Origin of the sequence: Balneicella halophila, assembly GCF_003096835.1 — a bacterium.
Classification (GTDB): domain Bacteria; phylum Bacteroidota; class Bacteroidia; order Bacteroidales; family Balneicellaceae; genus Balneicella; species Balneicella halophila.
In genome coordinates this window covers 1,071,086-1,085,555 of the sequence record NZ_QENZ01000003.1, presented here as the reverse complement: position 1 = coordinate 1,085,555, position 14,470 = coordinate 1,071,086, and the positions used below count along the sequence as shown (strand labels likewise).

The 14,470-nt window shown below is 35.9% G+C and carries 13 protein-coding genes and 1 tRNA gene; 11 read left to right on the top strand and 3 right to left on the bottom strand.

Annotation, left to right across the window (positions count from 1 at the left end; genetic code table 11):
- Positions 1-314 precede the first annotated feature (314 nt).
- The 4 genes from C7377_RS04860 to C7377_RS04845 all read left to right on the top strand — a co-directional run bounded on the left by C7377_RS04860 (position 315) and on the right by C7377_RS04845 (position 4,288).
- On the top strand, positions 315-1,040 hold the full coding sequence (locus C7377_RS04860; RefSeq protein ID WP_116496179.1) for a polyprenol monophosphomannose synthase: 726 nt from the start codon (positions 315-317) through the stop codon (positions 1,038-1,040).
- A gap of 5 nt (positions 1,041-1,045) precedes the next feature.
- On the top strand, positions 1,046-2,386 hold the full coding sequence (locus C7377_RS04855; RefSeq protein WP_116496178.1) for a dihydroorotase: 1,341 nt from the start codon (positions 1,046-1,048) through the stop codon (positions 2,384-2,386).
- 33 nt (positions 2,387-2,419) lie between these two features.
- Positions 2,420-3,361, top strand: coding sequence for an NAD(P)-dependent oxidoreductase (locus C7377_RS04850; RefSeq protein WP_116496177.1), 942 nt, complete (start codon positions 2,420-2,422; stop codon positions 3,359-3,361).
- A gap of 81 nt (positions 3,362-3,442) precedes the next feature.
- The gene (locus C7377_RS04845; protein ID WP_116496176.1) at positions 3,443-4,288 is read left to right on the top strand and encodes a carboxypeptidase-like regulatory domain-containing protein; all 846 of its coding nucleotides are present in this window, start codon (positions 3,443-3,445) and stop codon (positions 4,286-4,288) included.
- On the opposite strand, the gene C7377_RS04840 is transcribed toward C7377_RS04845, so the two are convergent.
- Both C7377_RS04840 and gyrB read right to left on the bottom strand, forming a co-directional pair.
- Positions 4,268-4,807 (bottom strand): LOG family protein, encoded by a 540-nt coding sequence (locus C7377_RS04840; RefSeq protein WP_116496175.1) that lies wholly within the window; start codon positions 4,805-4,807, stop codon positions 4,268-4,270. The two genes, C7377_RS04845 and C7377_RS04840, sit on opposite strands and share 21 nt — an antisense overlap.
- A gap of 90 nt (positions 4,808-4,897) precedes the next feature.
- A complete protein-coding gene (gyrB, locus tag C7377_RS04835) occupies positions 4,898-6,856 on the bottom strand; it encodes a DNA topoisomerase (ATP-hydrolyzing) subunit B (RefSeq protein WP_116496174.1) in 1,959 nt (652 codons plus the stop codon).
- Positions 6,857-7,071: 215 nt separating this feature from the next.
- Here gyrB and C7377_RS04830 point away from each other — a divergent pair, with 215 nt between their 5' ends.
- The 4 genes from C7377_RS04830 to C7377_RS04815 are packed head-to-tail and all read left to right on the top strand — an operon-like array spanning position 7,072 to position 12,141.
- Positions 7,072-8,943 carry an AMP-dependent synthetase/ligase gene (locus C7377_RS04830; RefSeq protein WP_116496173.1) on the top strand — a complete coding sequence of 624 codons (1,872 nt, stop codon included), beginning with the start codon at positions 7,072-7,074 and terminating at the stop codon, positions 8,941-8,943.
- Positions 8,943-9,857 carry an ABC transporter ATP-binding protein gene (locus C7377_RS04825; protein ID WP_116496172.1) on the top strand — a complete coding sequence of 305 codons (915 nt, stop codon included), beginning with the start codon at positions 8,943-8,945 and terminating at the stop codon, positions 9,855-9,857. Before C7377_RS04830 ends, C7377_RS04825 begins: the two co-directional genes overlap by 1 nt.
- A gap of 16 nt (positions 9,858-9,873) precedes the next feature.
- Complete coding sequence (locus tag C7377_RS04820; RefSeq protein ID WP_165806846.1) at positions 9,874-11,205, top strand: ABC transporter permease; 1,332 nt, start codon at positions 9,874-9,876, stop codon at positions 11,203-11,205.
- Between the two features lie 27 nt (positions 11,206-11,232).
- A complete protein-coding gene (locus tag C7377_RS04815; protein ID WP_116496170.1) occupies positions 11,233-12,141 on the top strand; it encodes a sugar phosphate nucleotidyltransferase in 909 nt (302 codons plus the stop codon).
- A gap of 93 nt (positions 12,142-12,234) precedes the next feature.
- Here C7377_RS04815 and C7377_RS04810 read toward each other — a convergent pair.
- Positions 12,235-12,308: transfer RNA gene (locus C7377_RS04810), tRNA-Ala, on the bottom strand.
- A 44-nt stretch (positions 12,309-12,352) separates the two neighbouring features.
- Between C7377_RS04810 and C7377_RS04805 the strand changes: the two genes are divergently transcribed.
- From C7377_RS04805 to smpB, 3 genes are all read left to right on the top strand, one after another.
- Entirely contained in the window at positions 12,353-13,039 is a 687-nt protein-coding gene (locus C7377_RS04805) for an energy transducer TonB (RefSeq protein WP_116496169.1), read from the top strand.
- 88 nt (positions 13,040-13,127) lie between these two features.
- On the top strand, positions 13,128-13,754 hold the full coding sequence (locus C7377_RS04800; protein ID WP_116496168.1) for a WbqC family protein: 627 nt from the start codon (positions 13,128-13,130) through the stop codon (positions 13,752-13,754).
- A gap of 32 nt (positions 13,755-13,786) precedes the next feature.
- On the top strand, positions 13,787-14,236 hold the full coding sequence (gene smpB / locus C7377_RS04795) for an SsrA-binding protein (protein WP_116496167.1): 450 nt from the start codon (positions 13,787-13,789) through the stop codon (positions 14,234-14,236).
- Positions 14,237-14,470 lie beyond the last annotated feature (234 nt).

Below are 14,470 nucleotides of genomic sequence, written 5' to 3'. Positions count from 1 at the left end.
TTTATTACCTACCAAATATTACTGCAACTTTTTTACAAAGTTTTTTGTGCCCAAAATCTCAAAGACCTAATTATCAAGCAAATCATTCAAAAAAATATTTTCAGCTTTTTTAGTACATCAAAAAAAATAACCCCAAATTTCCTCATTACAGCTTGTCAAAATATCGACTGAATTGCCAGCAGTTTTATAAAACAATGGCAGTAAACTTTACAACTCTACCATTTCAACTGCAACATCACTTTTTTATACTCTCTTAATTATAAGCATTCACAGTATTTCATTATCTTTGAAAATTAGTTTTTAGACTATTAATTATGGTACAAGACAGACTGGTTATCATTCCTACTTATAATGAAAAGGAAAACATCGAAGCGATTATTCGCAAGGTATTTTCTCTTGGTGATTTTCACATACTCATCGTAGAAGACAATTCTCCAGACGGCACTGCAACTATTGTAAAAAGTTTGCAGAAGGAATTTTCGGACGCTTTGCACATTCTAGAAAGAAAAGGAAAATTAGGGTTAGGAACAGCATATATTGCAGGATTTCGTTGGGCACTGGAAAGAAGTTATAGCTATATCTTTGAAATGGATGCAGACTTTTCTCACAATCCTGAGGACTTATTGAGATTGCATAAAGCTTGTGAGGATGGTGCTGATTTAGCTATTGGCTCACGCTACGTGACTGGAGTTAATGTAGTAAATTGGCCCATGAGCAGAATCTTAATGTCCTATTTTGCTTCTAAGTATGTGAAATTTGTAACTGGGATGCCTGTAAATGATGCTACCGCTGGTTTTAAATGCTACACAAGACGTGTTTTAGAAACGATTAATCTCGACAAAGTAAAAATGACAGGATATGGATTTCAGATAGAAATGAAATTTACAGCTTGGAAATTAGGATTTCATATTGTAGAAGTTCCCATCATTTTCACCGACAGACAGGAAGGAAGCTCTAAAATGAGCAGTGGTATTTTTGGAGAAGCATTTTGGGGTGTAATTAATATGAAAATCAATAGTTTGCTTAAGAAACGACAATAATAATAATGAAAAATACTTTAATAAAAGACGCAACAATAATTAACGAAGGCAGGGAGTTCAAAGGCTCTATTCTCATAGAAAACGAAAAAATATCTGAAATAATTGAAGGAAACGTTTCTGATAGTTATGGGCAGAACTATAATATTATTGATGCAAGTGGAAGCTATTTAATCCCAGGAGTTATTGATGACCAGGTGCATTTTCGCGAACCAGGATTAACTCAAAAAGGAGATTTATATACAGAGTCAAAAGCCGCCGCCGCCGGTGGAGTAACTTCTTTTATGGATATGCCCAATCTTATTCCTCAAACGACCACTCTCCCATTGCTTGAAGACAAACATGCTTTAGCACAAACAAAAGCTATGGTTAATTACGGATTCTATATTGGGGGTACCAATGAAAATTGGAAAGAAATAACTGCAGCAGATTTGAACTTAGCCTGTGGTATTAAAATATTTATGGGTTCGTCTACAGGAAATATGTTAGTCGATAATCGTGAAGTGTTAAACAATTTCTTTGCGAATGCAAAAATTCTTATCGCTACACATTGTGAGGACGAGGAAACCATTCGTACGAATATAAAAAATGCTTTGGAGAAATACGGTGAAGACTTTCCTATTGCCATGCACCCACAAATCCGTAGTCGAGAAGCGTGCTATAAATCCTCTTCCCTTGCAGTAAAATTAGCCAAACAGCATGATGCACGACTACATATTCTTCATCTTTCTACTGCTGATGAGCTACAACTTTTAGAAAAAGGAAATATAAATAATAAGCAAATAACTGCAGAAGCTTGTGTCCACCACCTTTGGTTTTCTGATGAAGACTATAAAAGATTGGGTAGATTCATTAAGTGGAACCCTGCTATTAAAACTTCAAAAGATAGAGATGCTCTTATTCAAGCACTTAATGAGAATGTCTTGGATGTAATCGCTACAGACCATGCTCCTCACACTCTAAAAGAAAAATCTGGAGTTTACACTAAAGCTGCATCTGGTGGTCCCTTGGTGCAACACGCCTTGCAAGCTGTATTGGAATTGCATGAACAAGGTAAGTTTGCCAAAGAGCAGGTCGTGCATAAGATGTGCCATGCACCCGCACAACTATTTGGAATTAAAAACAGAGGATATATTCGAAAAGGTTACCAAGCTGATTTATGTATTTTTAAGAAAGAAAAGCACACAGTAAATAAAGATAACCTATTGTATAAGTGCGGCTGGTCACCATTCGATGGAACTACATTTTCACACACCATCACTCATACATTTGCGAATGGTCATCTTATATATAACAACGGGAAATTTGATGAAAGTATTAAGGGGCAAGCACTAATTTACAACAGATAAACTTACGACCAACTTTACTTAATTACCTATTATATGAAACGTGTATTAATCATTAATGAAGTAGATCCCATTACTTTTGAGGAGTTAGATAGAGCGAACATTCAATACGATTATAATCCGAAAATCACAGAAACAGAATTTTTAAATTCTATTAAGGAATACAATGGTCTAATGCTTACTAGTAAGTTTAGAATTACAAAAGATGTTATTGATAAAGCTGAGAAGCTCGAAGTTATTGGTCGCATAGGTGCAGGATTGGAAAATATTGATACAGCGTATGCAGAAAGCAAAGGAATAATTTGTCACAATGCTCCAGAAGGTAATCGTGATGCTGTAGGCGAACAAGCTGTCGGAATGCTTTTAATGCTAATGAATAACCTAAGACGTGCTGATAATGAAGTCCGCCAAGGTATTTGGAAACGTGAAGCAAACAGAGGATTTGAAATAAAAGGGAAAACCTTAGGAATCATTGGTTATGGCAATATGGGGAATGCTTTTGCTCAACGATTGCATGGTTTTGAAGCCAAAGTAATTGCTTACGACAAATACAAATTAAACTATGGAAATGTTTTTGCACAAGAGGTAACGCTTGAAACCATTTTTAATGAAGCAGATATTCTCAGTTTGCACACACCACTTACCGACGAAACAAAGTATATGGTTAATGAGGAATTTCTATCAAAATTCAAAAACCCAATCATTTTAATTAACACTTCCCGTGGTAAAGTGGTAAAAACTGATGCTTTAGCATATGCTATGAAAGCCGGAAAAGTAACTGGTGCTTGTTTAGATGTTTTGGAATATGAAGCCTATAATTACACCACCAATTTTGGAGCAGGAATGCCAGAGTCTTTAAACTATTTAATTCATTCAGACCGTGTAGTGCTTTCTCCTCACATAGCTGGATGGACTTTTGAATCCAAAAGGAAACTAAGTTATTATACGGTTAAAAAAATTATTCATTCGCTTATCTGAAACAAAAATTAACTTAATAAAGGTTAAAGAAAGAATATACTAAAAGCAAAGGTTACAGGATTTCATTACTTTCGTTTCTCGATGAAAACCTATTATCTTTGCATTTTATTTTTAATCCAAGTTGGATATACTTTTTCACAAGATGAAGTCGGGATTGCTGGAATTATCACCGATGAATCTAATCATCCTGTTCCAGATGTCGTGATTCGAATCAACTGGAGTCGAGTTGGATTACTTTCAAAAAATGACGGTAGTTTCTATATTACGGCAAAGCGAACGGATACTTTAGTATTTAAACATCTTAGTTTCGAGCCCAAAGCCATTGCAGTCAATAATCTAAAAAACCTTGATTCCCTCAAGATACAACTTACTTCCAAAAGCTTTGAATTGGATGAAGTAGAAATCAATAATTGGGGAACTTGGCAGGATTTTAAACACAAAATCAAAACGATGGATGCAGATTCTATCCAAGATACAGACGAATACCGATTAGAAACGATGTTTGGAAATAAAAAAAGGCATGCTATTGCAAACCCATACCATAGAGCAATGGACGCTCCCACAATATCTACAGCTCTTCTCAATCTTTTTAATCCATTTAATGGGGCTTCGTCACTGCCTACTGTTCTCTACTCTAAACTAAGTAAAGACGAAAAAATGCGTCGGCAAATTCAAAAAGAAACGCTACAAGAAATTGCTGTAACGAAAAACAAATATCGCTATACGAAAGAATACATTGGTAGAATACTTAATATAGAGGGAAAAGAATTACACAGTTTTAAAATGTATTGCGATTATTTTATTAATCTTAATCAGAATGAATATAAAATGATTCAGCAAATAAAATCATTATACAAAGACTGGAAAAAGATTGAAGACCCTGATATTCCTAACAGTATTCCTCCCCTACCTGAACTCGGCAATTAACTCACAAAGTTCTTCTACTTTATTTATAAAATGATAGGCCTCTTTAAAATTCTCTCCTGCAAAGAATTCTTTATAAAACTTTTGAAATTGTAATTGTAAAGAGGTGTAAAATCCATCCGTACTCAAAAAAACAACAGGAGCTTCACTCTCTCCTACCTGCTTCATTGCCAAGATAGACATCGCCTCGTCCAAAGTCCCAAAGCCTCCAGGCAAGACTACATGAGCATCGGCAAGCTCCACAAGCTTGGCTTTTCTCAGACTTAATGTTTCGACGGTAAGTAGATTTTCATCATCTAAAACGACCCCTTCCATATCGATGATTTTCTCGCAAATCACTCCAACTCGTTTACCTCCATATTTCATATTTTCTTTTGCCAACGCTCCCATCAATCCCATAAAAGTACCTCCGTACAAAAGTGTGTGACCTGCTTTAGCAATTGCTTTACCCACTTTACGAGCATCTGCAAAATATTTATCGGCTATAGCATCACTTGACGAACAATAAACTGCAATATTCATTCTTATTTCTATTTAAAAATAAAAAGAGTGTCAATACTTAGGATTGCTCCGTACGACACTCTCGTTATCATTTATACTAATAAATCTAATTTATGCATCAATATTTGCATAGGTTGCATTCTTTTCAATAAATGCCCTACGCGGTGGCACTTCATCACCCATTAACATGGAGAAAATATAATCTGCCTCAGCAGCATTGTCAATGGTTACCTGTCGAAGTGTTCTGAATTCCGGATTCATCGTAGTATCCCATAACTGCTCCGCATTCATCTCTCCCAAACCTTTATAACGCTGAATATGTAATGCACTTTCTTTTCCGCCTGCCCATTCATCTATCAATCTCAAACGCTCTTCCTCAGTCCAGCAATAAGCTTGATTTTTTCCTTTTTTAATCAAATACAATGGTGGTGTAGCAATATATAAATAACCTTTCTCAATCAACTCTTTCATAAAGCGGAAGAAGAACGTCATGATTAAAGTGACAATGTGGCTACCATCTACATCGGCATCACACATAATAATTACCTTATGATAACGTATTTTATCTAAGTTCAATGCTTTACTATCTTCTTCGGTACCAATGGTAATTCCTAAAGCTGTGAAAATGTTTCGAATTTCTTCGCTCTCAAACACCTTATGTTGCATCGCTTTTTCGACATTCAAAATCTTACCCCTAAGTGGTAAAATAGCTTGAAAACTACGATCACGACCTTGCTTGGCGGTACCACCTGCAGAGTCTCCCTCGACTAGGTATATTTCACATTTTGATGGATCTTTGTCTGAACAGTCAGCTAATTTTCCGGGCAAACCAGAGCCGGTCAACACATTTTTACGCTGTACCATTTCCCTTGCCTTGCGTGCAGCATGACGAGCCGTAGCGGCTAGGATAACTTTGTTTACAATTATTTTAGCCTCTGAAGGATGCTCTTCTAAATAATCAGAAAGCATCTGTGAAACTGCTTGACTCACTGGTGAAACCACTTCGCGGTTACCCAGTTTCGTTTTGGTTTGTCCCTCAAACTGTGGCTCTGCTACTTTTACAGAAACTACTGCAGTCAACCCCTCACGGAAGTCATCACCTGAAATTTCAAATTTTAATTTATCAAGCATTCCGCTACCTTCGGCATATTTTTTCAACGTATTTGTTAAACCTCTACGGAAACCTGATAAATGCGTACCTCCTTCATGTGTACTAATATTGTTCACATAAGAATGCACATTTTCGGTATATGAAGTATTATATGTTAAAGCAACCTCTACCGGAATATCACTATTTACTGTTTCAAAATTGATAACATCTGGTATCAGAGACTCACGAGAAGAATCGATAAATTCTACAAACTCTACTAATCCTTTCTCACTAAGAAATACGTCTGAAATAAAATCTCCATTTTCATCTGTATTTCTTCTATCTTCGATAGTAATGGTCAACCCTTTATTTAGGAAAGACAACTCTCTCATACGAGTTGCTAGGGTTTCGTAGCTAAACTCTCTTGTTTGGGTAAAAATAGTTGGATCTGGCAAAAAGGTAACCGTAGTTCCGTTGTTATCATACTCTGTAGTTCCTACTTCACGCACAGGATATAGCGGTTTACCTATATGATATTCTTGTTCGTAGATCTTACCATCGCGGTGCACTGTAGCTTTTAATCTTGTCGATAATGCATTCACACATGATACACCCACACCATGCAATCCTCCAGATACTTTGTATGAACCTTTATCAAACTTACCCCCGGCACCTATTTTCGTCATTACAACCTCTAGTGCTGATACGCCTTCTTTCTCATGAATATCAACGGGAATTCCACGTCCATTATCAGTAACGGTTATAGAATTATCTTCATTTATGGTTACACTTATTGTATCACAATGTCCTGCTAGTGCTTCATCAATAGAGTTATCAACCACCTCATACACCAAATGGTGCAATCCTCTTGTGCTAACATCTCCTATATACATCGACGGACGCATACGCACGTGTTCCATCCCCTCAAGGGCTTGGATATTCTGTGCGGAATACTCCGATTTTTTTTCAATCTCACTCATATATTCTTCTATTTCGATAGTGCTTTTTTAACTTCACAAAAATACACTTTTTCAACCGAATAAAAAAGTAACTTAATTGACAAATGGCACACATTTTTATAGCCTTAGTGCGACAATAAGCAAAAGCTAGAGCTATATAAAAAGAACTTCTTAACATTTAGCTTGTATATTTTTAAAATAATCATAATTTTGTTAGCTCTATTGCCATAAGACTTATGAAAAAAACGATACCTCAACTTCTCGAAGAAAGTGTAAAACGCTATGCTACTAAACCTTTTCTATTAGAGGAAACAAACGGTAAATACCAAAGTACATCATTTGAAGAGGTAGCTACGCTTTCAAATCACTTTGGAGCAGGTCTTCTAACTTTGGGAATCAATTATGGAGACCGTATTGCATTGCTATCTGAAGGACAAAATTCATGGGTTATCAGTGAATTGGGAATGTTATATATCGGGGCAATCTGTGTTCCGCTTTCAGTGAAATTAGAGTTAGCTAAAGATCTTAGCTTTCGTATCAACCATTCTGAATGTACAGCGGTAGTGGTTTCTAGACAACAACTGCCAAAGATTCGAAAACTAAAAGGACAACTCCCAACAGTGAAGCATATTATTGTGCTTAATAAATTAGAAGAGTATCAGGAAGAGGAAATAAGCTACAAAGAAATCATAGAACGAGGTAAGGAATTTATCAAAGCCAATACTGAACAATTTCAGACAGTTTTAAATACTGTAACACCTAATACCATTGCAAATATTTCCTATACATCCGGCACCACTTCCAGTCCCAAAGGAATCATGCTTTCTCATAATAATTATGTTGCAAATGTTGAGCAATCTGTAAAACATATGAAGGATTTTCCTTCCTACTACAAAACCTTGCTTATCTTGCCTTGGGATCATGCTTTTGGTCACACAGCAGGAGTCTTTTCCTTCTTAAAAACTGGTGCATCTATCGCTTCAGTAAATGCAGGAAAATCACCTATAGAAACTTTACGTAACATTCCTCGTAATTTGAAACAGATAAATCCTTATATCCTTTTAAGTGTACCGGCTTTAGCGATTAATTTTCGAAAAAATATTGAATCTGGTATTCGAAAAAATGGAAAATTCGCCCAAAGTTTATTTAATCGGGGATTGAAAGTAGCATACAAGTACAACAAAGAAGGTCATAATAAAGGACCTTGGTATCTAAAGCCTATAGTTGCTTTTTATGATACTGTGATTTTTTCAAAAGTTCGTAAATCCTTTGCCAGTAATATGCAATATTTCGTCGGCGGTGGTGCACTGCTCGACATTGAGTTGCAACGCTTCTATTATGCTATTGGCATCCCAATGTACCAAGGCTACGGACTTTCAGAAGCCTCCCCGGTTATCTCTGCAAATACACCTCATTCTCACAAGTTAGGATCTTCAGGAAAACCGCTTCCTGATATGGAAATAAAAATAGTAGATGAAGAGTGGAACGAGTGTCCGACAGGTGAAAAAGGGGAAATCATCATCAAAGGAGAAAACGTGATGCTTGGTTATTGGAAAAATGAAAAAGCAACGAAAGAAACCCTCGTAAATGGCTGGTTACATACTGGAGATCTCGGCTACCTGGACAAGGATGGATACCTCTACGTATTGGGAAGAAGCAAGTCATTGCTTATCGGCAGTGATGGCGAAAAATTCAGTCCGGAAGGCATCGAAGAAGCTCTTATTTCCAATTCTCCTTATATAGAACAGGCTGTCCTGTACAATAATCAAAATCCTGTAACTACAGGGATTTTAGTAGTAAATCCGGATAAATTAAAACAACAAACTTCCCATGCAGAAGAAGCTTTGACTTTAATACAAAAGGAAGTAGATAGTTATTTAAAAGGAGGAAAATTAGAGAATCTATTCCCAGAGCGTTGGCTTCCTTCTACTTTTGCTATTATTGAAGAACCTTTTACAGAAAAAAATGGAATGGTAAATTCTACTATGAAAATTATTCGTCACAAAGTTCATAATAATTATAAAGAACGAATTGACAACCTGTACTCTGACGGTAAACAGACTACAGCGAATAAAAATATTGAAATATTAAATAAAATACTCAAATAATGTTACTCGAAGCAAAAAATATTAACAAACAATTTGCAAAACATAAAGCCCTCGATGATGTGAGTATCAGTATTCCTGAAAATTCCATTTTTGGTCTCCTTGGACCGAATGGCGCAGGAAAAACTACACTGATTCGCATCATCAATCAAATAACAGCACCTGATACGGGTGAAGTATTATTTAAAGGCAAACCGCTAAAACGTGAAGATATCTCACGCATTGGTTACCTGCCTGAAGAACGTGGCTTATACAAAAAAATGAAGGTTGGTGACCAATCTATTTATTTAGCACAGCTTAAAGGTCTTTCTAAAAGTGAGGCAAAAGAACGCTTGAAATATTGGTTTGACAGAATGCACATCATGCCTTGGTGGGACAAAAAAGTACAAGAACTCTCTAAAGGCATGGCACAGAAAGTACAATTTGTAACTACCGTGTTGCATAATCCGGAATTGTTGATTTTTGACGAGCCTTTTAGTGGTTTTGACCCTATCAATACGAATTTAATCAAAAAAGAAATCCTAGATTTAAAAGCAAAGGGAACGACAATTATTTTTTCTGCACACGACATGCCTTCTGTTGAAGAAGTTTGTGACCATATTGCACTTATCAATAATTCCAAGGTTATTCTAGAAGGAAATATTCATTCTGTAAAAGAGAAGTATAAAGAAAATAATTATCAGATAAGTTATACGGGTGATTTAGGTTTAGATGAGCCTTCTATTTATAAGACATTACACACCAAAATAACGGATTACACTACAGATGCAGTTGTTAAGATTGTGGAAGGCAGAAAAAATGAAATGCTACGACTATTAGCAGATCGAGTGAATGTGAAAGAATTTAAGGAAATTATCCCAAGTATGAATGAGGTTTTCATCAAAGCTGTGGAAGAGAACAACGCATTATCCATCTAAAAAAACAAAAATCGAAATGAATAAAATTGCAATAATAATAGGTCGAGAGTATTTTGTCCGAGTAAAACAAAAGATGTTTTTATTGGTAACTTTTGGTGCTCCCCTCCTTTTCATAGGTTTGTATGCCTTTTTCTTTTACATCATGATGAAAGAAGATACCACTGAGCGTACTATTGCCGTTATCAACAAATCGGAGCTAAAAAAACCACTGCATAGTGATGAAACAACAACATTTGAATATGTAGATAAAGATGCACTCTATAAAGATTTGTTAGAAGACGAGAAATATTACGCGGTCTTAGAACTCCCAACAGACATTGAGAATACTGCAAAAGGACAATTATATTCCAACAAACAAGTTCCTGCAGAGGTCAGTTCAGACATGAGTAATATCTTAAGTGATATCATACGTCAGCGAAAAATAGATAAACTTACCAACGATCTGCAAATACCTGAATTAGAAGAGAAAATAGAAGCCACTAAAACTAAGGTGCACCTTACGAGTGTGCGGCTAAAAGATGGTGAAGAGAAAAAATCATCTTCCATGGCTGCAACTATTCTAAGTGTACTGGCATTAGGCGTAGGCTTTATGATTTTCTTCCTTGTGATTACATATGGAGGCATCGTGATGAAGGGTGTCGTAGAAGAAAAAAGTAACAGAATTGTTGAAGTTATCGTTTCTTCAGTAAAACCTTTCCAATTGATGATTGGGAAAATAGTAGGAATTGCCTTAGTGGGGCTCACACAAATTTTGATTTGGGGGGTTCTCCTCGGAATTATTTCTATTGTATCTCTTTATATTTTCGGAGCCTCTGAAATGACGCAGATGCAAGACATGGCACAGCAAGGTCAGCAAATGACTCAGGAAATAGGCAGTGACATCAACGATGTTATTCACGAGGCAATAGCGAGTATTGAACCTGGCATGATAATAAAACTTATCGTCGTAGGATTCATTTATACACTATTAGGTTATGTACTTTACGCATCCTTTTATGCTGCTATTGGTGCAGCAGCTGATAATGAAACTGACACACAACAACTCAGCCTACCAGTAACAATACCTTTGTTAGCAGCATTTTATATCGCTTTCAATGTGGCGAGAAATCCAGAAAGTTCATTAGCATTTTGGGCTTCCATAATTCCATTTACTTCACCTGTGGTAATGCCAGTGCGTATTCCCTTTGATGTACCGTGGTGGGAATTGTTACTGTCATTAGCTATCTTGATAATTACGATTATCGCTTGCATTATGCTGGCTGCGAAGATTTACCGTATTGGTATCTTGATGTATGGCAAAAAAGTGAATTGGAAAGAATTAGTGAAGTGGGTGAAATATAAAAATTAAAATACTTCTAAGAAAAGAATTAAAAATATGACAAAACCAACATTATTAATTTTAGCTGCAGGTATGGGCAGTCGTTACGGAGGATTAAAACAAATGGACGGTCTTGGGCCATCAGGCGAAACGATTATTGATTACTCTATTTATGATGCAATACGTGCAGGATTTGGTAAAGTAGTTTTCGTAATTCGTGAAAGTTTCAAAGAGGAATTCAAAAAATCTTTTGACAAGAAATTATCAGGTAAAGTTGATATTGACTACGTATGCCAAGAACTGACGGATATTCCTAAAGGAACAAAGCTAAACCCTGAGCGAAAGAAACCTTGGGGAACGGGACACGCTGTTTTGGTTGCAAAAGATTCAATTAAAGAGCCTTTTGCAGTTATCAATGCAGATGATTACTATGGAATTAAAGCCTTCGAACAAATGCATCACTTTCTAACTGAAGAAGTAACACCTAATAGTTGTGCTATTATGGGCTACGAGTTGGGTAAGACCTTATCAGAAAATGGAACTGTTTCTAGAGGAGTTTGCAGTATTAATGAACACAATCAGTTAACAGAGATACACGAACGCACAGCTATAGAACGTAACGTAAACGGGCAAATCGTTTGGAAAGATGAAGCAGGTAAGGAATTACCTTTAGATGCAATAACACCTGTCTCTATGAATTTTTGGGGATTTCATCCTTCAATATTTGAATTAGCCCAGCCAAAGTTTATAAAATTCATTAATGAAAAAGGATTGGAGCTAAAGTCAGAGTTCTATATACCATTTATGGTTGACGAATTACGCAAAGAAGGCAAAATGGAAGCTGTCGTTATTCCTATTGACTCTGAATGGTTTGGTGTTACATACCAAGCAGATAGAGAACCAACGGTAGCAAAAATACAGCAATTAGTTGACGATAATATTTATCCAGAAAATCTCTGGAAATAACTACGCAAAAACATACTTTTAAATTAATTTTGAAAATTTCAAACTAAAAAATTAGTTTATAAGAAAAATAATTGTATATTTGTAAATGAAGAGTGGAGCTAAGGGGAGTCGAACCCCTGACCTCTTGACTGCCAGTCAAGCGCTCTAGCCAACTGAGCTATAGCCCCAAGCGAAGACAAAGATAAAGTAATAAAACTAAATAAAAAGAGTTATGGAATTAAAAAAATCACCAAAAGCCGATCTTGAGAAGAGACGTACGTTATTCTTAGAGATTGGACTCGTAGCAGCCTTATTATTTGTATGGGCTATGTTCGAGTGGTCTGTAGAGCCAGAAAAAGTAGATGAGGTGAAGTATGCGATGGACCAAGAACTTGAAGAGGACATCGTCATCACACGCCAAGATGTGCCACCACCACCTCCACCTCCACCACCACCAAAGCAACAACAAGTAATTGACGTTATTGAGGTTACTGAAGAAAAGTTGGACGTGAAAGACGAAATCCAAGTTGATGCTGAAGCTGATGTGGAAGAGGTTGTAGAAGTTCAAGAAATTGAAGAAGAGGAAGAGGTTATTGAAGAGCAAAAAGTATTCGTTCGTGTAGAAAAAATGCCAGAATACCCAGGAGGAACTAAAGAATTATTGAAATACTTAGCTAAGAATATTAAATATCCACAAATTGCGGCGGATAATGGTATCCAAGGTAAAGTATATTTGAAATTCGTTGTTGAGAAAGATGGTAAAGTTGGTGACGTTCAAGTACTTAGAAGTCCTGACAAACTTCTTGAAAAAGAAGCGGTACGTGTAGTAAAAACATTGCCTAAATTTTCTCCGGGTATGCAACGTGGTAAGCCTGTGAGAGTTTGGTATCAAGTACCAGTAACATTCAAATTACAGTAAAAACAAACTTAATTGATTAATATTGATATCGGGTTCCAGCATTGGAGTCCGATATTTTTTTAGAATGATATTGTCTATCTTTATTTTTATGAATACTGTATTTCTAAGCTCAGCATATTTCCCTCCTATCCAATATTTTTCCAAATTGGTTCATTATGAAAAGGTAAGTATTGAGGCTCATGAAAATTTTTTAAAGCAGAGTTACCGAAATCGCTGCTATATTCTAGGAAGCAATGGGATAGAAATAGTAACAGTGCCTGTGCAAAAAGCCAATAGCAGACTGCCTATTAAGGATATTAAAATAGATTTTTCCGAGAATTGGCAACGGCAACACCATAGAGCCCTTGAAGCGGCCTATAGCTCCTCCCCTTATTATGAATACTATATTGATGATTTGTTATTTGTATTTAATGAAAAAGAAGTTCACCTATGGGAACTTAACAATCGAATTCTTAATACTTGTTGCAATTTATTAGAAATAGATCCCACAATAGAGGAAACTCAAAAGTACCAGAAAACCCTCCCCAATGATTTCCGTAACAGCATTCATCCGAAAAAATCATTTCAAAAAATCGATAATGAGTTTTCAGCAAAACCTTACACACAAGTTTTCTCTGATAAATTTGATTTTACACCTAACCTAAGCATATTGGATTTACTCTTTAACCTAGGTCCTGAATCTGAGCTGTACTTACTTAACACTCTTCAAAGATAGCAATATCAACAAAAAACTGTATTTTTGCAGTTATGAACAATAAAATCAACATTAAAAATAAGCGAGCTACATTTGACTATGAGTTAGTCGATAAATTAACTGCCGGGATTGTACTCACTGGCACTGAAATAAAATCTATACGTGCAGGCAAAGCAAGTTTAGTAGATAGCTATTGTTTTTTTGTAGATGGAGAATTGTGGTCAAAAGGAATACATATTGCAGAATACAAGTTTGGAAATTATCAAAATCACGAAGAAAAACGTGAACGCAAACTTCTTCTTAATAAAAAAGAATTGGAAAAATGGGAACGTAAAACGAAAGAAACTGGACTCACCATTATTCCTATTCGTCTATTCCTAAATGAAAAAGGTTTAGCAAAACTTATAATTGCTTTAGCAAAAGGTAAAAAGCAATATGACAAACGCGAAACTTTGAAGAGCAAGCAAGCGGAACGTGAAATGGATAGAGCTAAGAAGTTTTAATATTTATCACGTTTATTTTTGGTAGCACTATGAAGTAAATTAGCAATTAATCATTTGTTGTTAGCATTATGGTCAGTTCGAGTGGTTTTCTTTTGCAAAAAAGAAAAGTGTATCGAGAACTCGGGGAAGAACATCTCTATACAAATTTGCTTTACAAATTCACTCGATGTGACACTTTTCCCTCTTGGATAAGAAAGACAGGAAGGTTGACTTTTCTCTCTGTGTGATAATAGT